The sequence below is a fragment of the Pseudomonas sp. R84 genome, from assembly GCF_009834515.1.
Classification (GTDB): domain Bacteria; phylum Pseudomonadota; class Gammaproteobacteria; order Pseudomonadales; family Pseudomonadaceae; genus Aquipseudomonas.
Window position 1 is genome coordinate 404,434 of sequence record NZ_CP019426.1, and the last position, 21,922, is coordinate 426,355.

Annotated in this window: 22 protein-coding genes; 12 read left to right on the forward strand and 10 right to left on the reverse strand. The window is 59.2% G+C overall.

What is annotated here, in order from left to right; translation table 11 throughout:
* The first annotated feature begins 132 nt into the window (after positions 1-132).
* The 7 genes from PspR84_RS01880 to PspR84_RS01910 all read left to right on the forward strand — a co-directional run bounded on the left by PspR84_RS01880 (position 133) and on the right by PspR84_RS01910 (position 5,961).
* Positions 133-1,797 carry an OFA family MFS transporter gene (locus tag PspR84_RS01880; protein WP_160054979.1) on the forward strand — a complete coding sequence of 555 codons (1,665 nt, stop codon included), beginning with the start codon at positions 133-135 and terminating at the stop codon, positions 1,795-1,797.
* Between the two features lie 273 nt (positions 1,798-2,070).
* Positions 2,071-2,664: an imidazoleglycerol-phosphate dehydratase HisB gene (gene hisB, locus PspR84_RS01885; protein WP_160054982.1), complete on the forward strand. Its 594-nt coding sequence runs from the start codon at positions 2,071-2,073 to the stop codon at positions 2,662-2,664.
* Positions 2,664-3,302 carry an imidazole glycerol phosphate synthase subunit HisH gene (gene hisH, locus PspR84_RS01890; RefSeq protein WP_160054985.1) on the forward strand — a complete coding sequence of 213 codons (639 nt, stop codon included), beginning with the start codon at positions 2,664-2,666 and terminating at the stop codon, positions 3,300-3,302. The genes hisB and hisH overlap by 1 nt, the downstream gene beginning before the upstream one ends.
* Positions 3,303-3,563: a DUF2164 domain-containing protein gene (locus PspR84_RS01895; protein WP_003220751.1), complete on the forward strand. Its 261-nt coding sequence runs from the start codon at positions 3,303-3,305 to the stop codon at positions 3,561-3,563.
* Positions 3,564-3,605: 42 nt separating this feature from the next.
* A complete protein-coding gene (gene hisA, locus PspR84_RS01900) occupies positions 3,606-4,343 on the forward strand; it encodes a 1-(5-phosphoribosyl)-5-[(5-phosphoribosylamino)methylideneamino]imidazole-4-carboxamide isomerase (protein ID WP_160054988.1) in 738 nt (245 codons plus the stop codon).
* A 9-nt stretch (positions 4,344-4,352) separates the two neighbouring features.
* Complete coding sequence (gene hisF / locus PspR84_RS01905) at positions 4,353-5,123, forward strand: imidazole glycerol phosphate synthase subunit HisF (RefSeq protein ID WP_007909211.1); 771 nt, start codon at positions 4,353-4,355, stop codon at positions 5,121-5,123.
* Between the two features lie 82 nt (positions 5,124-5,205).
* Positions 5,206-5,961, forward strand: a complete 756-nt coding sequence (locus PspR84_RS01910) for an ABC transporter substrate-binding protein (protein WP_160054991.1) — start codon at positions 5,206-5,208, stop codon at positions 5,959-5,961.
* Here the strand turns inward: PspR84_RS01910 and PspR84_RS01915 are convergent.
* The 5 genes from PspR84_RS01915 to gpmI form a co-directional block, all read right to left on the reverse strand.
* Positions 5,942-7,318, reverse strand: coding sequence for a Vps62-related protein (locus PspR84_RS01915; RefSeq protein ID WP_160054994.1), 1,377 nt, complete (start codon positions 7,316-7,318; stop codon positions 5,942-5,944). The genes PspR84_RS01910 and PspR84_RS01915 overlap by 20 nt on opposite strands.
* A 117-nt stretch (positions 7,319-7,435) precedes the next feature.
* The gene (locus PspR84_RS01920; protein ID WP_160054997.1) at positions 7,436-8,212 is read right to left on the reverse strand and encodes a divergent polysaccharide deacetylase family protein; all 777 of its coding nucleotides are present in this window, start codon (positions 8,210-8,212) and stop codon (positions 7,436-7,438) included.
* 2 nt (positions 8,213-8,214) lie between these two features.
* Positions 8,215-9,534 (reverse strand): S41 family peptidase, encoded by a 1,320-nt coding sequence (locus PspR84_RS01925; RefSeq protein ID WP_016986344.1) that lies wholly within the window; start codon positions 9,532-9,534, stop codon positions 8,215-8,217.
* A 31-nt stretch (positions 9,535-9,565) separates the two neighbouring features.
* Positions 9,566-10,852, reverse strand: coding sequence for a murein hydrolase activator EnvC (locus PspR84_RS01930; RefSeq protein ID WP_160054999.1), 1,287 nt, complete (start codon positions 10,850-10,852; stop codon positions 9,566-9,568).
* Between the two features lie 230 nt (positions 10,853-11,082).
* On the reverse strand, positions 11,083-12,612 hold the full coding sequence (gene gpmI, locus PspR84_RS01935) for a 2,3-bisphosphoglycerate-independent phosphoglycerate mutase (RefSeq protein WP_160055002.1): 1,530 nt from the start codon (positions 12,610-12,612) through the stop codon (positions 11,083-11,085).
* Positions 12,613-12,765: 153 nt separating this feature from the next.
* On the opposite strand from gpmI, the gene PspR84_RS01940 reads away from it, so the two are divergent.
* Genes PspR84_RS01940 through secB form a run of 3 tightly spaced genes read left to right on the forward strand, consistent with a single transcriptional unit; the run spans position 12,766 to position 13,978 of the window.
* A complete protein-coding gene (locus tag PspR84_RS01940) occupies positions 12,766-13,179 on the forward strand; it encodes a rhodanese-like domain-containing protein (RefSeq protein ID WP_077570333.1) in 414 nt (137 codons plus the stop codon).
* A 1-nt stretch (position 13,180) separates the two neighbouring features.
* Positions 13,181-13,435 carry a glutaredoxin 3 gene (gene grxC, locus PspR84_RS01945; protein ID WP_160055005.1) on the forward strand — a complete coding sequence of 85 codons (255 nt, stop codon included), beginning with the start codon at positions 13,181-13,183 and terminating at the stop codon, positions 13,433-13,435.
* A gap of 57 nt (positions 13,436-13,492) precedes the next feature.
* Positions 13,493-13,978 carry a protein-export chaperone SecB gene (gene secB / locus PspR84_RS01950; protein WP_007909233.1) on the forward strand — a complete coding sequence of 162 codons (486 nt, stop codon included), beginning with the start codon at positions 13,493-13,495 and terminating at the stop codon, positions 13,976-13,978.
* 123 nt (positions 13,979-14,101) lie between these two features.
* Here secB and trmL read toward each other — a convergent pair whose 3' ends face one another.
* Positions 14,102-14,557 (reverse strand): tRNA (uridine(34)/cytosine(34)/5-carboxymethylaminomethyluridine(34)-2'-O)-methyltransferase TrmL, encoded by a 456-nt coding sequence (gene trmL, locus PspR84_RS01955; protein WP_065615411.1) that lies wholly within the window; start codon positions 14,555-14,557, stop codon positions 14,102-14,104.
* Here trmL and PspR84_RS01960 point away from each other — a divergent pair.
* Positions 14,556-14,996 carry a hypothetical protein gene (locus PspR84_RS01960; RefSeq protein ID WP_160055008.1) on the forward strand — a complete coding sequence of 147 codons (441 nt, stop codon included), beginning with the start codon at positions 14,556-14,558 and terminating at the stop codon, positions 14,994-14,996. The two genes, trmL and PspR84_RS01960, sit on opposite strands and share 2 nt — an antisense overlap.
* 191 nt (positions 14,997-15,187) lie before the next feature.
* Positions 15,188-17,158: a leucine-rich repeat domain-containing protein gene (locus PspR84_RS01965; RefSeq protein WP_238785195.1), complete on the forward strand. Its 1,971-nt coding sequence runs from the start codon at positions 15,188-15,190 to the stop codon at positions 17,156-17,158.
* 646 nt (positions 17,159-17,804) lie between these two features.
* Here PspR84_RS01965 and ntrC read toward each other — a convergent pair.
* From ntrC to PspR84_RS01985, 4 genes are all read right to left on the reverse strand, one after another.
* Positions 17,805-19,241, reverse strand: coding sequence for a nitrogen regulation protein NR(I) (ntrC, locus tag PspR84_RS01970; RefSeq protein ID WP_007909238.1), 1,437 nt, complete (start codon positions 19,239-19,241; stop codon positions 17,805-17,807).
* On the reverse strand, positions 19,238-20,323 hold the full coding sequence (gene glnL / locus PspR84_RS01975) for a nitrogen regulation protein NR(II) (RefSeq protein ID WP_064117045.1): 1,086 nt from the start codon (positions 20,321-20,323) through the stop codon (positions 19,238-19,240). Before glnL ends, ntrC begins: the two co-directional genes overlap by 4 nt.
* A gap of 231 nt (positions 20,324-20,554) precedes the next feature.
* A complete protein-coding gene (locus PspR84_RS01980) occupies positions 20,555-21,178 on the reverse strand; it encodes a DUF4124 domain-containing protein (protein WP_160055011.1) in 624 nt (207 codons plus the stop codon).
* Positions 21,175-21,687, reverse strand: a complete 513-nt coding sequence (locus PspR84_RS01985) for a DUF4124 domain-containing protein (RefSeq protein ID WP_160055012.1) — start codon at positions 21,685-21,687, stop codon at positions 21,175-21,177. The genes PspR84_RS01980 and PspR84_RS01985 overlap by 4 nt, the downstream gene beginning before the upstream one ends.
* Between the last annotated feature and the right edge of the window lie 235 nt (positions 21,688-21,922).

Below are 21,922 nucleotides of genomic sequence, written 5' to 3' on the forward strand. Positions count from 1 at the left end.
TTCGTCCGTCCTTCTGCGACTTAACGTCGCGCCTTCAAGGAGCTTCACCCAAAAAAACGGTCATGCCTGCGTGCATAAAGGCCGGGGGTGAACAGTGGCTGGCGAACCATACTAATAATTGGGGGATACACAATGAGCACGAGCATCACGGCGGACGGCCTCAAAGCCGACCAGCCCGCGTTCCTGTCCAAGGAACGCATCATCGCCAAACCCGGTTTCAACCGTTGGCTGGTTCCACCGGCCGCTCTGGCCATCCACCTGTGCATCGGCATGGCCTACGGCTTCTCGGTGTTCTGGTTGCCGCTGTCCAAGGCGCTGGGCGTTACTGCTCCGGTGGCTTGCGCACCGGACATGAGCTTCATCGCACAAGTGTTTTCGTCGCAATGCGACTGGCCGATCTCCATGCTCGGCTGGATCTACACCCTGTTCTTCATCTTCCTCGGCTGCTCGGCAGCGATCTGGGGTGGCTGGCTCGAACACGCAGGCCCTCGCAAGGCCGGCGTGGTATCGGCACTATGCTGGTGCGGCGGTCTGCTGATTTCGGCGCTGGGTATCTATACCCACCAGATTTGGCTGATGTGGATCGGCTCCGGCGTGATCGGTGGTATCGGTCTGGGTCTGGGCTATATCTCGCCGGTTTCGACCCTGATCAAGTGGTTCCCGGACAAGCGCGGCATGGCCACTGGCATGGCGATCATGGGCTTCGGTGGCGGCGCGATGGTCGGCGCACCGCTGGCAACCGCGCTGATGAGCCACTTTGGCTCGGCTGAAGGTGTTGGCGTCTGGCAGAGCTTCGTGGCCATGGCTGCTATCTACTTTGTGTTCATGATCGGTGGCGCGCTGGCTTACCGCGTGCCGCCAACCGGCTGGAAACCTGAAGGCTGGACCGCTCCGGCGAAAAAGGCTTCCAATTCGATGATCACGCATCGCCACGTGCACGTGAATGTGGCGTGGAAAACCCCGCAATTCCGTCTGGTCTGGCTGGTGCTGTGCCTGAACGTATCCGCCGGTATCGGTATCCTCGGCATGGCTTCGCCACTGCTGCAGGAAGTGTTCGGCGGCAAGTTGCTGGGTGTTGATGTGCCATTTGGCCAGCTCGATGCCGGGCAACTGGCGTCGATCGCGGCGATTGCTGCCGGTTTCACCGGTCTGTTGAGCCTGTTCAACATCGGTGGCCGCTTCTTCTGGGCCTCGTTCTCGGACTACCTGGGCCGCAAAAACACCTATTTCGTGTTCTTCGCCCTGGGTTTTGCCCTGTACGCGCTGATCCCGAACATGGGTCATTTGGGCAACGTTGCACTGTTCGTGGCGGCGTTCTGCATCATTCTGTCGATGTACGGCGGCGGTTTCGCCACGGTTCCGGCGTACCTGGCTGACCTGTTCGGTACGCAGATGGTTGGTGCGATCCACGGTCGTCTGCTGACGGCTTGGGCTGCGGCTGGCGTGCTGGGTCCGGTGTTGGTGAACTACCTGCGTGAATATCAGCTGAGCATCGGCGTTGAACGTGCTGCCGCATACGACATCACCTTGTACATCCTCGCCGGTCTGCTGGTGTTGGGTTTCCTGTGCAATCTGATGGTGCGTCCGGTGGCCGACAAGTACTTCATGACCGACGCGGAACTGGCGGCCGAACAGGCGCTGGGCCATGACAAGGGTGCTGATGCCAGCACGGTTCTGGAGTGGAAAGCCGCGCCGGGCAGCAAGCCGCTGGCGATCGCTGCGTGGCTGGTGGTGGGTATTCCGTTGGCGTGGGGTGTGTGGGTGACCCTGCAGAAGACGGCGGTACTGTTTCACTAAGGTGTTAGCTGAATAAACACCGAACCTGTGGGAGCGAGCCTGCTCGCGAAGACGGAATGTCAGTCAACTTAATTGTTGGCTGACCCACCGCATTCGTGAGCAGGCTCGCTCCCACATTTGTTTTTGCGCTGCCTGTAATGGCTTGTATGGACATGTCTACCCGCGACAGCCGGGCGTTCTATCCGTCAGCCATCTCACCTCTCGTGTTTCTGTTTACGCCCCGCGTGCCTATAATGGCTGCCTTTTTCGCCCAATGATTTTGCGGAGCTGGTGATGGCCGAACGTAAGGCTTCTGTCGAGCGCGACACTCTGGAAACCCAGATCAAAGCCTCGATCAACCTTGATGGCACCGGAAAGGCCCGATTCGATATCGGTGTTCCTTTTCTTGAGCACATGCTGGATCAGATCGCCCGTCACGGGTTGATCGACCTGGATATTGAATGCAAGGGCGATCTGCATATCGACGACCACCATACGGTGGAAGACGTCGGTATCACCCTCGGCCAGGCATTTGCCAAAGCCATCGGCGATAAAAAAGGCATCCGTCGCTACGGTCATGCCTACGTGCCGCTCGATGAAGCGCTGTCGCGCGTGGTCATCGACTTCTCCGGCCGTCCAGGCCTGCAGATGCACGTGCCGTACACCCGCGCCAGCGTCGGTGGTTTCGACGTAGACCTGTTCCAGGAATTCTTCCAGGGCTTCGTCAACCATGCGCTGGTCAGCCTGCACATCGACAACCTGCGCGGCACCAACACCCACCACCAGATCGAAACCGTGTTCAAGGCTTTCGGCCGCGCGCTGCGCATGGCCGTCGAGCTGGATGAGCGCATGGCCGGGCAAATGCCATCGACCAAAGGCGTTCTGTAATGCAGACGGTGGCAGTTATCGATTACGGCATGGGCAACCTGCACTCGGTGGCCAAGGCCCTCGAGCACGTCGGTGCCGGTAAAGTGCTGATCACCAGCGATGCTGCGGTAATTCGCGAAGCTGACCGCGTGGTGTTCCCCGGTGTTGGCGCGATTCGCGATTGCATGGCGGAAATCCGTCGCCTCGGTTTCGATTCGCTGGTGCGCGAAGTCAGTCAGGATCGTCCGTTCCTCGGCATCTGTGTCGGCATGCAAGCCTTGCTCGACACCAGCGAAGAGAACGATGGCGTCGACTGCATCGGTCTGTTCCCGGGTGCGGTGAAATTCTTCGGCAAAGACCTGCATGAAGACGGCGAGCACCTGAAAGTCCCGCACATGGGCTGGAACGAAGTGAAACAGATGGTCAGCCATCCGCTGTGGCATGACATTCCGGACATGGCGCGTTTCTACTTCGTGCACAGCTACTACATCGCCGCCGCCAATGCGCGGCAAGTGGTGGGAGGCGGTCATTACGGCGTCGATTTCGCTGCGGCGCTGGCCGATGGCTCGCGTTTCGCCGTGCAGTTCCACCCGGAGAAAAGCCATACCCATGGCCTGCAATTGCTGCAGAACTTCGCCGCGTGGGACGGTCGCTGGTAAATGGCTGCCAAGAAATCCAAACCGCCGATTCTGACCCTCACTCCCGAGCAGGAGAACGAGGCCAATCGCAAGATTCAGCGGTTCATGGAAGACCGCTTCGAACTGGACCTGGGTTCGTTCGAAGCGGCGGAAATTCTTGAGCTGTTTACCCGCGAAATTGCTCCGCACTATTACAACAGGGCGATTTTCGATGTGCAGACCCACCTCAAAGAGCGGTTTGAAAGCATCGAAAGCGACCTGTGGGCGCTCGAGAAAAACTGATTTCCGAGCCAAGCTGAACATTCAAATTTGAAGGTTTGCCAGATGCTGATTATTCCCGCTATCGATCTTAAAGACGGTGCCTGCGTACGTCTGCGCCAGGGCCGCATGGAAGATTCCACAGTGTTCTCCGATGACCCGGTGAGCATGGCTGCCAAGTGGGTGGAGGGCGGTTGCCGCCGTCTGCATCTGGTCGATCTGAACGGCGCGTTCGAAGGCCAGCCAGTCAACGGCGAAGTGGTCACCGCAATCGCCAAACGCTACCCGACCCTGCCGATCCAGATCGGTGGCGGCATCCGCTCGCTGGAAACCATCGAGCACTACGTCAAGGCGGGCGTGAGCTACGTGATCATCGGCACCAAAGCCGTGAAAGATCCTGCATTCGTCGCTGAAGCCTGCCGCGCGTTCCCAGGCAAGATCATTGTTGGTCTGGACGCCAAAGACGGCTTTGTCGCCACCGATGGCTGGGCTGAAATCAGCACCGTGCAGGTCATCGATCTGGCCAAGCAGTTTGAAGCCGACGGCGTGTCCTCGATCGTTTATACCGACATCGCCAAAGACGGCATGATGCAGGGCTGCAATGTGCCGTTCACCGCTGCGCTGGCCGCTGCCACGAAAATCCCGGTGATCGCTTCCGGCGGCATCCACAATCTGGGTGACATCAAGTCGCTGCTCGACGCCAGGGCGCCGGGCATCATCGGCGCCATCACCGGCCGGGCGATTTATGAAGGCACCCTCGACGTCGCCGAAGCGCAAGCTTTCTGCGATTCGTACCAAGGCTGAGGACTGACCATGGCGCTGGCCAAACGCATCATCCCTTGCCTGGACGTGGACAACGGCCGGGTCGTCAAAGGTGTGAAGTTCGAAAACATCCGCGACGCCGGTGACCCGGTGGAAATCGCCCGTCGTTACGACGAGCAGGGCGCCGACGAGATTACCTTTCTCGACATCACCGCCAGCGTCGATGGCCGCGACACCACGCTGCATACCGTCGAGCGCATGGCCAGTCAGGTGTTCATCCCGCTGACCGTCGGCGGTGGTGTGCGTACCGTGCAGGACATCCGTAACCTGCTGAATGCCGGTGCGGACAAGGTCTCGATCAACACCGCTGCCGTGTTCAACCCGGAATTCGTTGGTGAAGCGGCGCAGCATTTCGGCTCGCAGTGCATCGTCGTTGCCATCGACGCCAAGAAGGTTTCCGGCCCGGGCGAGACCCCGCGTTGGGAAATCTTCACCCACGGCGGGCGCAAGCCAACCGGCCTCGACGCAGTCGAGTGGGCGAAGAAAATGGAAGGCCTCGGCGCCGGCGAAATCCTCCTGACCAGCATGGATCAGGACGGCATGAAAAACGGCTTCGACCTCGGCGTGACCCGCGCGATCAGCGATGCGCTGGGCATTCCAGTGATCGCTTCCGGCGGTGTCGGCAACTTGCAGCATCTGGCTGACGGTATTCTCGAAGGCCACGCCAGCGCTGTATTGGCGGCGAGTATTTTCCACTTCGGCGAATACACCGTGCAGGAAGCCAAGGCCTACATGGCCAAACGCGGCATCGTCATGCGTTAAGCGTCAAGATCGATACAGGCCAGTGGACAGCATGGCGCACCCAAGGCACTCTTGGGCACGCCATGGATTCCGGTAGCCCGACATGATCAAACGCCTGCTTCTTGTTTGCGCCAGTGCATCGATGTTGCTCATCAACATTGCCCGGGCCGAAAACAGTCCCGACACCGATCTGGTGCTTCTAACCGAAAACTTCCCGCCGTACAACATGGCGAAGAACGGCAAGAATTTCGCCCAGGGTGAGAACATCAACGGCATCGCCACCGACATCGTCCGTGAGGTGTTCCAGCGCGCCGGCATCACCTACAGCCTGACCCTGCGCTTTCCTTGGGAGCGTGTCTATAAACTGGCTTTGGAAAATCCCGGTTACGGCGCCTTTGTGATGGCGCGTCTGCCAGACCGCGAAAAACTCTTCAAATGGGTTGGTCCCATCGGTCCCGATGACTGGATCATGCTGGCCAAGGCTGACAGCAAGATCACCCTCGAAACCCTCAATGATGCGCGTAGATACAAGATCGGCGCCTACAAGGGCGATGCGATTGCCGAGACATTGACCAAACAAGGCCTGAAGCCGATCGTGGTACTGCGCGATCAGGACAACGCGAAGAAACTCGTCAATGGCCAGATTGATCTGTGGGCCACTGGTGATCCTGCCGGCCGTTATCTGGCACGGCAGGATGGGGTCACCGGCCTGAAAACCGTGCTGCGCTTCAACAGTGCCGAGTTGTACCTGGCGCTGAACAAGGACGTCTCCGATGAAGTCGTCGCCAGGCTTCAGGCTGCGCTGGATCAGCTGCGCAAGGAAGGTGTGGTCGACGAAATCATGGCGCGCTATCTATAGCAACCTCCAGGTCCGGTTGTGGTTGCGCGCTAACGTTGGTGCCATCGATGTCCGGATCTGCCGGGGTGTCTGTCTTCAGTGGCGGACATGCGCTGACGACCGCGACGGACTCCGGCGGATATTGCGTCAACAGCACGCTTGAATCGTCGGTATAACCAAAGTCGACCGCTACTTGAGTGCCGTCTTCCCGTACCAACTCGTAATGGCTTTGCAGCTGATAAACCGCGACGGCTGTTTGCTTCGGCGCCATGCCAATCACCACTTGAGGTCGTAGCTCGTTCCAGCCGCTGGAAGACGTCTCGGTGTGGGTCAAACTCTTCGGCAGGCAGGCTGAGAACTTTGTCAGGCGGATATCGCTGAGAGGCATGGTCGGCCAGGCTTTGACGATTTCCATGGCGGTAAAACCCTGGAACATGCGCATCGTCACCGCGTTTTGCGCACGCGGCGCCGTCCATTTAACGGCCCGATACTTGTCCGACTCATTGCGTTCGTGACCAATGAGCAAGTATTCGTCAGTTCTTTTCAGTGCGTAGTAGGGCGAATTGCGAAATTGTTCGCCGGGATGAGCATGGTCTCGCACTACAAACCAAGGCAGGTGGGCAATCTGGGTGACAGTGGCAGGTTCGTTTACTGCGGGCTTCGCGTACCCGGTCAGAATCGGAATTGGCGGCGGTGCGCTGACTTGTAGCGGGATTTGCATGCGCAGGCTGTACGCCGTCGAGGGTGCTACAGGCTTGCTATAACCCTGGATGCCCACGAAGGTGCAGGGCGCAAAATGGATGTCGCCTGCGGCGGCAGTCGGCGGTTCGATGCCAAAGGCGCTGAAACTGAGTTTGGCGCCGCTGCCCTTGTCATTCCAGATCAACTCGCCGACGTTCGCTGCGATCACCAGGTCGAGCCTGACGCAGCGCACCGAGTTCAACGAAGGTTTACAGTGATCGTTGGAGCACACGAGCCCCAGAGCGACGTAGCCTACAGGGGCCAAAGGTCGCCAGATCGACATGGGTGTGACACTGGGCGCCCCGGTTTCTTTCCAGACAAGTTCAAAGTCGACAGGGCGGGCCAGTGCCTTCCCTTTAGTGCTCTGGGCCCCTTCCATATCTTTCTCGCAGACCACCGCTGCGACCATTTCGCCATTGATATTGGTGCCGCCGGGAATGAGCACGTCGCCCAGCGGAAAGTAGCCCGGCAATGCATCCGGAGCAGGGGTGGGGCGCCAGAACGTGGCGGGTTTTGCTTTGGAACCGTTGGTGCTCCAGACCCGGTGAAACTCCGTGGTGAAGTTGATCAGCAGATTGTCCTGCGTGATCGGTTCCATCTGCTTGGGGTGGGCTGCGGTGTTGTCTTCGATAGTCATGATGATTCCTGATAGTTGAAAGCGACGCGAGGGCGTCACGACCTGTTGCAGGTCGCACTATCGGGAACGGAGATGGTTATCGGGTGGTAACTATGTATGTGTCAGCGTCACAAAGTGCTACCGATACACGCCGTCCTTGCCATGGCCAGCCATGGCGCGATTGCTGCGTACGCTGATCATCTGTTTGATATCGATCCACTCGATGCCCTGAGCCTTCAACTTCGGCAATTCGCGCTCCAGCACCGCCAGCGTTTGCGGATACGGATGGCCGATCATCACCGCCGAACCCTGTTTGCGCGCCAGGTTGATCGCAGTCTGCAGTTGCGTGTAAATCGCGGTTTCAGTGCGCTCGTCATCAAGGAACACATCCCGCGACACGCTGGCCAGATCGATCTTCTGCGCCTGCTGCGCGGCGACGGTCTGGGCGCTGGTGCGGCTATCGACGAAGAACTTGTGCCGGCGCTGCAATTCGCCCATCAACCATGCCATCGCCACTGGCTGCGCGGTCATGCGGCTGCCCATGTGGTTATTGATGCCGGCGGTGTACGGGACCATTTTGAACGCGGCGTTCAGGCGTTTTTCCAGTTCTTCGATGGGCAGTTCGGGGTGCCAGGCGAACGGCCCGGTGGCCGGATCCATTGGCATATGCAGAATGACAATCTTGCCGGCGCGATGGGCTTCGCGGGCGAACTCGGTGGCGTGCGGGGTATCAGGCATGATCGCCGTGGTCACCGGGCCGGGCAAGGCCAGCACGCGGCGATCCCGGGGCAGATTCTGCCCCAGGTCGTCGATGATCAGTGTCAGGTAGGCTTTGTGCGGTTTCGGGCTGGCGGGCTCTGCGTGAGCAGCACCTGCCAGACAGCACAACAGAACGAAGACGAAACGCAAAGACATCCTCAGCGGCCGGATGTGATGCTCAGCCCTTTGAGCAGGCTCAGGGCCTGGGCCAATTGGTAATCGTCATCCTGCGGCATGGCTTTGGGCTTGGCGCCGGAGCCGGTCGGTTTGTCCGCGCCGCCGTTGCCGTTGCCCAAGTGACCTTGCAGGTCGGCTTCCTTGAAGTAATCGCCGTCCGCCTCGTTGGTGATCTTGGCTTTGCGCACTTCGATGTCCGGGACGATGCCCTGCGCCTGAATCGAGCGGCCGTTCGGCGTGAAGTACAGCGCCGTGGTGATCTTCAGTGCACGGTCGTTGTTCAGCGGCAGCACGGTTTGTACCGAGCCTTTGCCGAAACTGGTGGTGCCCATGACCACCGCGCGTTTTTGATCCTGCAGGGCACCGGCGACGATTTCCGAGGCCGAGGCACTGCCACCGTTGATCAACACAACCATCGGCACCGCTTCGCTTTCGTCTTTGCCGGTGGCCGAGAAGCGCAGTTCGGAATTGGCGATCCGGCCTTTGGTGTAGACGATCAGACCTTTGGTGATGAAGTGGTCGACCACTTCCACCGCCGCCTGCAACACGCCGCCCGGGTTGTTGCGCAGGTCGAGAATGATGCCGTTGAGCTTCTTGCCGTTGTCCTTGCGCAGCTTGGCCAGGGCCTTGGAGACCTCTTCGCCGGTCTTGACCTGGAACTGGGTGATGCGGATGTACGCGTAGCCGGTTTCCAGCAGCTGCGCCTTGACGCTCTTCACCTGAATCACCGCACGGGCCAGAGTCACGTCGAATGGCGTGCCGCCGTCGCGTACCAAGGTCAGGGTGATTTTCTGGCCGATCTTGCCGCGCATCTTGTCCACGGCTTCGGTCATGGTCTGGCCGCGCGTTGGCGCACCATTGATCTTGACGATGAAGTCGCCGGCCTGAATACCGGCCTTCGACGCCGGGGTGTCATCGATTGGCGAGACCACTTTGATGAAACCGTCTTCGGCGCCGACTTCGATGCCCAGGCCGCCGAATTCACCGCTGGTGCTTTCCTGCAGCTCGGTGAAATCTTCAGGGCCAAGGTAGGCCGAGTGCGGATCAAGGTTGCTGAGCATGCCCTTGATCGCGTTTTCCAGCAGGGTCTTGTCGTCCACCGGCTCGACGTAAGCGGCTTTGATCCGGTCCATGACCTCGGCAAAGGTGCGCAACTCTTCCAGCGGCAACGGCGCCTTGGAGGTCGCGGCAGTGCCTGCCGGAGCGACGGCCGGGGCCGGTTGCGCGGCGAACGCCAGAGGCGCGCCGATCACCAGAGCGATCGTCAGGGCCAGCGAGGTAAGGCGGGACAAATGCAGCATGTCGAACGAACTCCTTAATTAGGCGGTGCGCTTATCCTTGCGCACGACACCATTGCGCCGGATCACTCGGGTGACCCTGCTGACGAATTGCGAAATACAGCGCTGATGTGTCCTGACCGCCACTATTACCGACAGTGGAGATGGACTCACCGGCTTTAACCACATCACCGGCCGACTTGAGCAGCGTCTGGTTGTGACCGTAAAGACTCAGAAAACCGTTACCGTGATCGAGGATCACCAGCAGACCGGCGCCACGCAACCAGTCGGCAAACACCACACGACCACCGTGTACCGCATGCACCTGGCTGCCAGCGGAGGCGCTGATCATCACGCCGTCCCACTTGGTCCGGGCATCGTCGCCACGGCTTTCGCCGAAGCGTGCCAGCAGTCGACCATCAACCGGCCATGGAAGTTTTCCCCGGGTTGCAGCAAAAGGGCCACCGAAGGTCTCGCCGCTGCTGGAGACCAGCACGCCGGGAGTGGATTTGACCGGTTTCCGTGGGGCGTCGCTGTTTTCAGCCTGCGCCTCACGCAAACGCTTTTTTTCCGCTTCCTGCTGGGCGATCAGCGCTTTCTGCCGCGCTTCTTCTGCCTCACGGGCCTGACGGGCCAAGGTTTCTTCAATGGTTTTAAGGACTTTAGACAGGTCTGCCTGATCCTGCTCGCGGGCGGCGAGTTTCTGGTCGCGGGCTTTCACGTCATCGTTGAGCTTGGCGAGGACCTGCTGACGTTCCTTGCGAACATTTTCCAGTTCGTCGCGCTGGGTATCGAGGCTGCTTTTCTGCACCAGCAACTGTGCCTGCTGGGCAGCAATGTCTTTTTCGACATTGGCCAGCTGGCGCAGGGTTTCGTTGAAGTTCTTCAACTGCTCCAGGCGGGCCTGGCTCAGGTAATCGTAATAGGTGAGGGTGCGGGCGAATTTCTCGGGATTCTGCTGGTTGAGCAGCAGCTTGAGGTATTCCTGCCGACCGTTCTGATAAGCCGCACGGGCCTGAATGGCGATCAGTCGCTGCTGTTCAGTGCGCGCGCTCTGGAGTTTTTTTTTCTCTGCATCGAGTCGCTGCAGCTCGGATTCGCTTTTCTGCAGTTCTTTCTGCAGCGCATCGACCTGTTTCTGCAGCTTGCCCAGCTCGGTTTCAGTGCCCTTGAGCTCTTTCTGTACGCCGGATTTTTCTTCCTGGACTTTGCTCAGCAGCTTTTTCAGCTCGGCAATGTCCTGACGCGTGGCGTCCAACTGCTGTTGGGTTTGCGCGCGCTCGTCAGCGAAGGCCGGTTGGAGCAGGCAGGTCAGAGCGAGGGCGATCAGGACGCGGAGCATAGAGGCGGGCGGCACCAGGGTAATGGACGGCCTAGTATGCCCGCCCGAGGCTGCAAAAAAAACGCCCAATTGGGGCTGTGTGATAACTGGCCTGAAAAACACCGCAAACCAATGCAGGAGTGAGCCTGCTCGCGATGGCTTACTGACATTCAACAGAGTAGTTGACTGTCAGATGGCTATCGCGAGCAGGCTCACTCCTACAGGGTTTTGCGGTGCTTTGACGATTAGGGTCAGACCAGAATCGAAGTGCCGGTCATTTCCGCCGGTTTTTCCAGGCCCAGCAGTTTCAGCATGGTCGGCGCCACGTCCGCCAGCACGCCGCCTTCACGGACTTTCAGGTCACGCTTGCCGACGTAAATGAACGGCACCGGCTCAGTGGTGTGCGCGGTGTGCGCCTGGCCAGTGGATTCGTCAGCCATTTGCTCAACGTTACCGTGGTCAGCAGTGATCAGCGCTTCGCCACCGACTTTTTCCAGTGCTTCAACAATGCGCCCCACGCAAGTGTCGAGGCATTCAACGGCCTTCACGGCTGCGTCAAACACGCCACTATGGCCAACCATGTCACCGTTGGCGTAGTTGACCACGATCACGTCGTAACGCTGGTTTTCGATGGCGTCGACGATGCGATCGGTAACCTCGGGTGCGCTCATTTCCGGCTGCAAGTCGTAAGTGGCGACTTTCGGCGACGGGATCAGGATGCGTTCTTCGCCCGGGAACGGTTCTTCACGACCGCCGGAGAAGAAGAAGGTCACGTGTGCGTACTTCTCGGTTTCAGCGATGCGCAGCTGGGTTTTGCCGTTCTTCGCCAGATAGTCGCCAAGGACGTTTTCCAGGCTGCCCGCCGCGAATGCCGACGGTGCCGGAATACTTGCCGCGTATTGGGTCAGCATGACGAAGCCAGCCAGTTTCGGCTGGCGTGCGCGTTCGAAATCCTTGAAGTCGTCTTCGACGAATACGCGAGTCAGCTCGCGGGCACGGTCGGCGCGGAAGTTCATGAACACCACTGCGTCGCCATCTTCGACTTTTACCGGCTCACCGATGGTAGTGGCTTTAACGAATTCGTCGCTCTCGCCGCGAGCGTAAGCAGCGTCCAGGCCTTCCTGCGCGGTGGCCGCGTTGAATTCGCTGTTGCCATCGACGATCAGGTTGTACGCCTGAGCGACACGATCCCAGCGATTGTCGCGGTCCATGGCGAAGTAGCGGCCGATGATGCTGGCGATGCGGCCCTTGCCGAGTGCCTGGAAGGTCGCGTCGAGCAACTCGATCGACGATGCAGCGCTTTTCGGCGGGGTGTCGCGGCCATCGAGGAAAGCGTGCAGGTAGATTTTTTCAGCGCCACGCTTGAAGGCCAGTTCGGCCATGGCGATCAAGTGATCCTGGTGGCTGTGCACGCCGCCATCGGACAACAGGCCCATGAGGTGCACGGCTTTACCGGCGGCCACGGCTTTATCCACAGCGGCGCAGATGGTCGGGTTCTCGAAGAATTCGCCGTCGCGGATCGACTTGGTCACGCGGGTGAAGTCCTGATACACCACGCGGCCGGCGCCGAGGTTCATGTGGCCGACTTCGGAGTTGCCCATCTGGCCGTCCGGCAGACCGACGTCCATGCCGCTGCCCGAGATCAAGCCGTTGGGCACGGTGGCCCACAGGCGATCAAGGACGGGCTTCTTCGCCGCAAAAACGGCATTGGATTCAGGGCTGTCGCTGTGACCGAAGCCGTCGAGAATCATCAGGACCAAAGGTTTAGGCGTAGTCGTCATGGAATCCACTCGTGGCTAATAAAGAAGAGGGCGATGGAAAAGGGAGTTGGAGTTTAAAGCTAAGTTCCGACCGCGTCACCGCCGGACGGGGTTTGGCCGACCATAGTGGCTGTGTATACTGGCCGACATTTTAACGCCCTGGAACCTCCTTCGATGGTTGCTCACCTGATTGAATTTGCCACTAACCACTACATTCTTGTCGGTATCTTCGTCGTACTGCTGGCTCTGCTGCTGGCGCACACGATGCAGGGCGGCGGTAAAAGCCTGAGCACCGGCGAGCTGACCGCGTTGGTCAACAAAGACGCAGGCGTGGTGGTGGACATCCGTCCGGCCAAGGATTTCGCTGCCGGCCACATCGTTGGCGCGATCAACATTCCCCAGGACAAACTGGCTGCGCGCGTCGCCGAGCTGGAAAAACACAAGGCCAAGACCATTATTCTGGTCGACGCCCTGGGCCAGACCGCCGGCACCCACGCTCGCGAGCTGATGAAATCCGGCTTCACCGCCGCCAAGCTGTCCGGCGGGATTTCCAGCTGGAAAGGCGACAACCTGCCGTTGGTGAAGTGATATGAGCGACGTCATCGTCTACTCCAGCGATTACTGCCCTTACTGCATGCGAGCCAAGCAATTGCTCGCGAACAAAGGTGTGGCCTTCGAAGAGATCAAGGTCGATGGCAAGCCGCAGATTCGTGCTGCCATGAGCCAGAAGGCCGGACGCACCTCCGTGCCGCAGATCTGGATCGGCGACAAGCACATCGGCGGTTGTGATGATTTGTATGCCCTGGAGCGCGCGGGCAAACTCGACGCGCTGCTCAAGGCCTGAACGGCTGCACCCACGTACAGCACTCCCTAAAAGACCCAAGATCGATAAGGATCTGAGATGACTGACCAACAGAACACTGCAGCCAGCGAAGAAGAAACCGCACCGCAATTCTCCTTGCAGCGCATCTACGTACGCGACCTGTCCTTCGAAGCCCCGAAAAGCCCGGCGATCTTCCGCCAGCAGTGGGATCCGGCAGTCGCGCTGGATCTGAACACTCGCCAGAAAGCGCTGGAAGGTGATTTCTACGAAGTCGTGCTGACCCTGTCCGTCACCGTGAAAAACGGTGAAGAAGTCGCCTTCATCGCTGAAGTGCAACAGGCCGGTATCTTCCTGATCAAGAACCTCGACGCGGCTTCGATGAGCCACACCCTGGGTGCGTTCTGCCCGAACATCCTGTTCCCGTACGCGCGCGAAACCCTGGACAGCCTGGTGACCCGCGGTTCGTTCCCGGCACTGATGCTGGCTCCGGTGAATTTCGATGCCCTGTACGCGCAAGAGCTGCAGCGCATGCAGGAAAGCGGCGAGACGCCAACCGTTCAGTAAGACGGTTTAGCAACACCCCATGTGGGAGCGAGCCTGCTCGCGATAGCGGTCTGTCAGACACATCAATGTTGACTGACACTCCGTAATCGCGAGCAGGCTCGCTCCCACATTTGTTTTGTAGTGTTATTTAAAGTCGTTCTGGCGCCAGGCTTCGTACACAGCGACGGCCACGGTGTTGGACAGGTTCAGGCTGCGGCAGCCTTCGCGCATCGGCAGGCGCAAGCGCTGGTCGGCAGGCAGGGCGTCGAGCACGTCCGCCGGCAGCCCACGGCTTTCCGGGCCGAACAGAAACGCATCCCCGGGTACGAATGCGGCATCATGGAACGGCCGCGAGCCCTTGGTGGTAAACGCGAACAGTCGCGGGTTGCCGAGGCTTTCCAGGCAACTGGCCAGGTCCGCATGACGTTGCAGCGTGGCATATTCGTGGTAGTCGAGACCGGCACGGCGCAAGCGCTTGTCGTCCATCTCGAAGCCCAACGGTTCGATCAAATGCAGGTGGCAGCCGCTGTTGGCGCACAGCCTGATAACGTTGCCGGTATTCGGCGGAATTTCTGGTTGAAAAAGGATGACGTGAAACATGCACGGCTCCGAAGGTAAAGATGAGCGGCATTCTACGCCGCCTGTGGACAACCGTTCGAAACTATTCCCGCGAGTCATCGGTTCGCTGGCGATTGTCGGCGTGATGATTGGCTTGATGATTGGTCGCCTGACCACGCCGGATCCGACGGTGTTGCAGCAGGTTGACGTGACTGACGGCGGGTTGGTGGTGTGGTTCAACAATGAGCCCAAGCTGCACGGCGAGATCATCGACGGCACGGTGGCGCTGTTGTTCCAGGCTGAAGGCCCTGCGCAGAAGGGCCAGTTCAAACTCAACGGCAAGGACGTGAACTGGCGTACGCGCAAAAGTGACGGTGGCTTGCTGCTGACGGTGCTGGCTGCGCGGCCGCTGCAGGGTGAGTGGACAGGCAGCGAGGCCGAGGACCGCTGGCGGCTGGAGATTCGACTGCAAACGGACTGATTGTAAAATTCCCGTCCTTCTCGTGCTCTCCTACATTTCGTGGCGTTGTTTCTCACTGCGCCAGTCTGCCTTTCCTATCTCCTTCAACACTTGCGCACGCTACCGTAGGCTCCTCTTTCAGATCGGCAGGATGCCGATCCCTTCGTCCCTTAGGCAAATGCGAAGGGCGACTTTTTCAAGGATGAAAAAACATGCCAGTAAAACCACCGCGCGGTGGCGGTACCCACGTGGATGTTCCCGGCAGCTCGAATCGATCGGTGGAAGTGGACACTTCGCTCCCCGGTCCCTCAGGCCGCAGAGGCGTCGACTCAGGTATTACTTTCGACAATCCGCATTCGCGCGCCGGCGCTACAGACATTGATGTCATCCATCCGGCTCCGGCCGTCGTCGTTCAGACGATTCCCGCTGAAACTCGTCTGCCAGCATCTCAGCCTTCGCTGGATCATTACGTAGTCAATGCCCGGGCGATACTTCCAGAAATCAACAGTGAAGGTTTAAGGGTTTTTAACAAGCGAACTTACGCTGATGTGGCCGGTGGCGACCTTGTTCTTGTCGCCGTGGATCCGCAAACGGGATTGCATCGAGCCCGACGCACAAGCGAGTTGCTTTTGGGGCCGGTGATGCTGCGCGATGCCGACAGCGGCATCTGGTACCAGCGTGAGGTCGTTGAGCCAGCCACTCGAGCGCAGATCAAACAGTATTTTCCGGATTCGACCGATCAACACGCAGATGACTTTATCGCCCGGTTCAGTGACAAGGATGTGGCGGATGTGGAGCTTAAACGTATTCAGCTCGGGCTACCGCAACTGGGCAGCGAACACGTCAGCATCCCGAACCACCAAAATCACGTACCCGAGTCCCATGAGATATCTGAGGCGTTTGGCATGTGGACCAGGCTACGCCAATTGTACAAGTGGCAAGGTGAGCCTGATCAGCGGGTCTATAACGATGGGCGGCTGTCGGGTTTCAAGCTGGATATCAATCTCACGCTATGGCCAGTCGATAAGTTGCTTTCATTGAAGTTCAACTCAGTCGTTTCTCTTACGTTAAGAGGTCATGCACCGCTGAACCCTGAGGTGTTTTTTGCGCAGTTTCCAAACATTGAAAGTCTGACGGTAACAAGCCAGTTAATCACCAGAAGATCCTTCGGCGCCTCTATATATGAGCGTGCTTACTCAAGATTCAATATGGATTCGCGCTTTACCGAGCAATTAGTGAAGCTCCCCCGTTTAAGAGAATTGAGCCTGCAGGATTGTGACTTACAGGATGATTTTTCGCTGAGGGGCATGACCAGATTGCAGGTGTTGAGGCTTGGTAGAATACAGGCGGCAAGGCTGAGTTATTATCCCGACGACTTGCGCGCTCAGTTGTTTCTTCAACACCCGAGCGTTGTTTTGCTAACGGATCCTGACATCTCCGGGATGACCGAGTTGCGCGTGTTGGACCTGACAGGAGCCGGAATACACCGAATCCCTATCGGGCTTGATGCCGACAGCGGGCCGTCAAGCCTGGAAATATTGAGGCTAGGCGACAATGCGCTTTCTGTCGCACCTTCACTCAAAGCAATGACTGCGTTGCAGGAGCTGGATCTTTCCAACATGAGGTTAGACAGATTTCCGGAGGGCATCACCCCTGAGATTCCGGGGAAGGTGTTGAATCTGGCGAACAATCGCATTACCTCGATCCCGGAATCCGTTGAACTCAGAGCAGGCTTTAATCTCATCGGCAATCCAATAACGGACCCGGCCTCACTCCGGCGGTTAATACGCGCACGGATAAAAACTGACTCCGATATTTGGCTGGGAGCGGAAAGTAATGATTCGTCGGCAAATCTTTGGTTGCAGCATGTGCCGGCAGGAGAAGTGCCTAAAAAACTGGAACTCTGGGACAGCGTTGGCCATCTTTCGGGCGGGCTCCGCAAACTGAGCCGCACGCCTGAGTTTCACGTTGAGTATCCGCTTCTGCAGCGGCGGGTCTGGTGGTTTCTCGAGGTCTACGTCAAAGCTGACGCCGGCGAAAAGGCACGGCTGACGGACATTCTGATCAATGAACCCAGCCCTGGGAAAATGCTGGACCGGCTTGAAGCAGAGATACGGGAAAATGATTCGGGGCGGCAAAACCAGCCCCTGCACCACTTACCCAAACGTCCGAAGCTTGATTAAAGCCGGGCTGAACGCCTCGGCGAGTGGTGTAAAAGCGGGAATCCCTGACCTGCCTGTATCAGGGTTCCCAAAACGGCTGGACTTCGCTGCGAGCGTCGGTCCGGTGTAAAGAGGGAACCCCCGGCCTGCCTGTACCAAGGATCCCAAAAGGGTGGGCTCGTCGCGTTGCGGTATGAGCCCGATGTAAAGAGGGGAATCCCCGGCCTGCCTGTACCAAGGTCCCCGAAACGGGTGGTGAAACGAATCACCTGTAAGAGGTATTGCAGGGGGCGTGCCAGGTTTTAATCTGCTGAAACAAAAAAGCTGGTCAGAAACGCGAAAGCCCCGTACATCGGGGCTTTTGTGTTGATGAAAAAAGGGTTTTCAGTGTTATTAGGGGGAAGTGTGGCGATGCGGCTGTGCGCGATCGCGGGTCATTGTGCATTGATGCGGTGCACGGCGGCCCCTCACCCTAACCCTCTCCCTGAGGGAGAGGGGACTGACCGAGTTGCCCGGTCAAGTTACGTCGACCTGAAATACCGAGCCGAGCTCAGGCCTTTTACATCACACTGCAATCGGCTCCCTTTCCCCCTCTCCCCCATGGGGGAGAGGGCTGGGGTGAGGGGGATGGATCCTGAGTACACAACCACTCTCAAGCGAACAAGGTTTAACCCTCATCCCCCTCATCATCATCCCCACCATCCACCTTCATTCCCAGTTCCTTGATCTTGCGCGTCAGGGTATTACGCCCCCAACCCAGCAAAACGGCAGCATCACGCCGACGTCCGGCGGTGTGTTTCAGCGCCGTCTCGATCATGATCCGCTCAAACGCTGGCACCGCGCTGTCGAGCAAACTCGACTGGCCACGCGCCAAGGCCTGGTCGGCCCATTGACGCAACGCCTGCTCCCAGTTGGTCACCGGTGCCGAATCCTGCGGCAGGTTCAGCAGTTCTGGCGGCAGGTCGCTGATGTGCACTTCGCGCCCGGACGCCATCACGGTGATCCAGCGGCAGGTGTTCTCCAGCTGACGCACGTTGCCGCCCCACGGCAGGTTCTTCAGATATTCCTCGGTCTCGCTTTTCAGCAGTTTCGGCTCGACCGCCAGTTCCTGCGCGGCGCGGCTGAGGAAGTGCTTGGCCAGGGTCGGGATGTCTTCGCGACGGTCCGACAGGCGCGGAATGTGGATGCGGATCACGTTGAGGCGATGGAACAAGTCCTCACGGAATTTGCCGGCATGGACGAGGGTTTCCAGATTCTGGTGCGTCGCCGCAATGATGCGCACGTCGACCTTGACCGGGACATGGCCGCCAACACGATAGAACTCGCCGTCGGCCAAGACCCGCAGCAGGCGCGTCTGGGTGTCGGCCGGCATGTCGCCGATTTCATCGAGGAACAGCGTGCCGCCGTCAGCCTGTTCAAAGCGCCCGCGACGCAGGTTCGCCGCACCGGTGAACGCGCCTTTTTCGTGGCCGAACAGCTCGGATTCCATCAGATCCTTGGGGATCGCCGCCATGTTCAGCGCGATGAACGGCGAGGCCGCGCGCGGGCTGTGGCGGTGCAGGGCATGGGCGACCAGTTCTTTACCGGTGCCGGATTCGCCGTTGATCAGCACGGTGATGTTGGAGTGGCTCAAGCGGCCGATGGCGCGAAACACTTCCTGCATCGCCGGCGCTTCACCGATGATTTCCGGGGTGCGGGTCAGTGCCGGCACGACTTCCAGGCCTTGCTGTTCTTGCGCGTGCTGATTGGCACGCTTGACCAGCGACACCGCTTCATCAACGTCGAACGGCTTCGGCAGGTACTCGAACGCGCCGCCCTGATACGAGGCGACAGCGCTGTCCAGATCGGAGTGAGCGGTCATGATGATGACCGGCAACCGTGGATGCTGCTCGCGAATCCGCGCCAGAAGGTCCAGACCACTGGCACCCGGCATGCGGATATCGGAAATGATCACGTCAGGCTGCTGACGGGCCAGGCGACTCATCACGCCATCAGCGCTGTCGAAGCTCTGGGTGGTCATGCCTTCCTGCTGCAAGGCTTTTTCCAGAACCCAACGGATAGAACGGTCGTCATCGACGATCCACACGGTTTCACTACGGCTCATGTCGATGTGGCTCCTTGTTCCAGTGGCAGAAAGATCGAGAAGGTGGTGTGGCCTGGATGGCTGTCACACTCGATCAGGCCCTGGTGCTGGCTGATGATGTTCTGGGTAATGGCCAGGCCGAGTCCGGTACCGTCCGGGCGTCCGCTGACCATGGGAAAGAAAATGGTTTCCTGAAGTTCCGCCGGGATCCCGGGGCCGTTGTCGATGATCTCGATCTTGGTCACCAGGCGATGGCGGATGTGGCCGATGGTGAACTGGCGCATGGCGCGGGTGCGCAGGCTGATGCGGCCAAGACGCAGCTCGTTCTGGCTGCTGATCGCCTGCATCGCGTTGCGCACGATGTTCAACACCGCCTGAATCATTTGCTCGCGGTCGATCAAGACGTCGGGAATACTTGGGTCGTAATCGCGCACCAAGGTGATGCAGCCCTGGCTTTCGGCTTCGACCAGTTGGCAGACGCGCTCGAGCACTTCGTGGACGTTGCACATGGCCAGCGACGGCAGCTTGTTCGAGCCGAGCATGCGGTCGACCAGATTGCGCAGGCGGTCGGCCTCTTCAATGATCACGTTGGTGTAATCGCGCAGGCTGTCTTCCGGCAGCTCGCGGGCCAGCAATTGCGCGGCGCCACGGATGCCTCCGAGCGGGTTCTTGATCTCGTGGGCAAGGCCGCGCACCAGCATCTTGCTGGTTTCCTGCTTGGACAGCTGCGCCTCTTCCTTGGTGATCCGCAGCAGGCGGTCACGCGGATGGACTTCCAGCAGGAGCATGGTCGCGCCGTTACTGAGGATCGGCGTCACCGCGTAATCAACGGTCAAGGTCTGGCCGGTGAGCGCGGTGAGCATGGCTTCGCGTTTGGTAAACGGATGCGCCTGTTCCACCGCCTGGCGCAGGGAATTCAGCGCCTCGGTGGATTCAGTGAACAGCTCGCTGATGAACTGGCCATGGCTGCGCTGCCCGCTGATGGCGAGCAGCATCTCCGCCGCCGGGTTCATGTACTCGAGGCGCAATTCGGCGTCGAGCAGGATAGTGGCGGTGGTCAGGTTGTCGAGCAGCAAACGGTGGATTGCGTCGCTAATGGTCATCGGAGCCTCTTTTGGGGGCGGAGCGTGCGCAACAAGCAAGCGTCGGTATCGGGAAAATGCAAAAACCAAACCAAGGCTCCGAAAAGAAGCGTTTAACCCTTGAAACAGCCGTTTGACGCTCGTTTGCGTGGCACAGGGCCAGCTCTCACGGGTAGTTTCGAACCAAAATGGGTTGGAATGTGAGTACGGTGCAGCCTATTGCACCAATATAGTGCGCAAAGCTGAGCGGCGTTAGAAGAAACGCAGGAAGGGGTTTTTCGGCTCGGGCGGTTTGTCTTTCAGCGGGCATTCCGGGCGTACGCCATAATCCTCCTTGGTGCAGGGTTTGACCTGACGCTTCTGCGCAAGCGAGATGCGCAGCATATGGAAGGGCTGGTTGGCCGTGCGTTCGACGGTACGGCCTTCGGTGTCAAGGATTTCCACGGAAAGGTTGTGGCTGCCACGATCGATATTGGTCAGCGGGAACACAGGACTGAGGCCGGGTTCGCCGGTGGCTTGGCCATCCAGCAGCAGGCGATAGCGGTGACCGCGTTGCAGGCCGGGTTCGCTGGTAACGCTGACGATGATTTCGCCAGCGCTGCTGCGAATGGTTGCATCGGGTTCAGGCACCAGAATGCGCAGCATGTCGTAGTGGAAGGGCGGTTGCTCCGGGGATTTTTTCGCGGTGGTGATCGGCGCGGCGGCGGTGGGGTTGGCCGGCATGCGGTTACTGGTGGCGATCGGCACTCGCTTGGCATTGCCGCGCGGTTGGTAGGTGTAGACGCGATTGCCTTGCACGTCGGTATAAGTGAAGACCTCGGCTGAGGCTTGCAGCGGCATCAGCGCCGACAGGACGAACAACCACGCGCGGATCATGGCTTGTGCACCCGCTGCACGCTAAGGGCGACGGGTGGGCTCTGCTGGATGATCGTCTGGCCGTCGATCACTTGCACCGCGAGCCGGTGTTCGCCGCGATCGACGTTCACCAGTTGCAGGATCGGCACGTTGCTCGGCTGACCGTAAGGCTCATCGTCCAATACCAGCCTTAATTGATGCGGCGCTTGCAGGCGCGGCTTGATCAGCACGTTGACGGTGAAGGTGCCGTTGTTAGCGCGCAGGGCCTCTTCGGTGGGCAGACCAGCGAGTTCAAGAATGTCGTAGGCGTTGCGCGCAGGCTCACGGTTGTCAGCTTCAGTCGCGGGTACTGTGCTAGGCGTTTGCGGTTCGACCCGGTTGAGCGGCGGCAACTCCATCGGCTTCGCTTGCACGCCGTCCGGCGAATGATCGCTGTACACCGTGTTGCCGTTGGCATCGGTGTATTTGTAGATCTGCGCGTCGGCGGGCAGGGCGATCAGCAGCAGAATGTAGAGAAAGGTGCGACCCATGAAATCGACCGGGATTGAAAGCGATGGGGTGCAGCATAGGCCAGACGCGGCGGTTGGCCCAACCCGGTAAACATCTGGTAACGCCCTCACCCTAACCCTCTCCCAGAGGGAGAGGGGATTGACCGTGTTTCTCTGACAAATTTCATCGACCTGAAATTGCCATGTGAACTCAGGTTCGGAAAAGCATGGAGATAAGTCCCCTCTCCCTCTGGGAGAGGGTTAGGGTGAGGGTTTT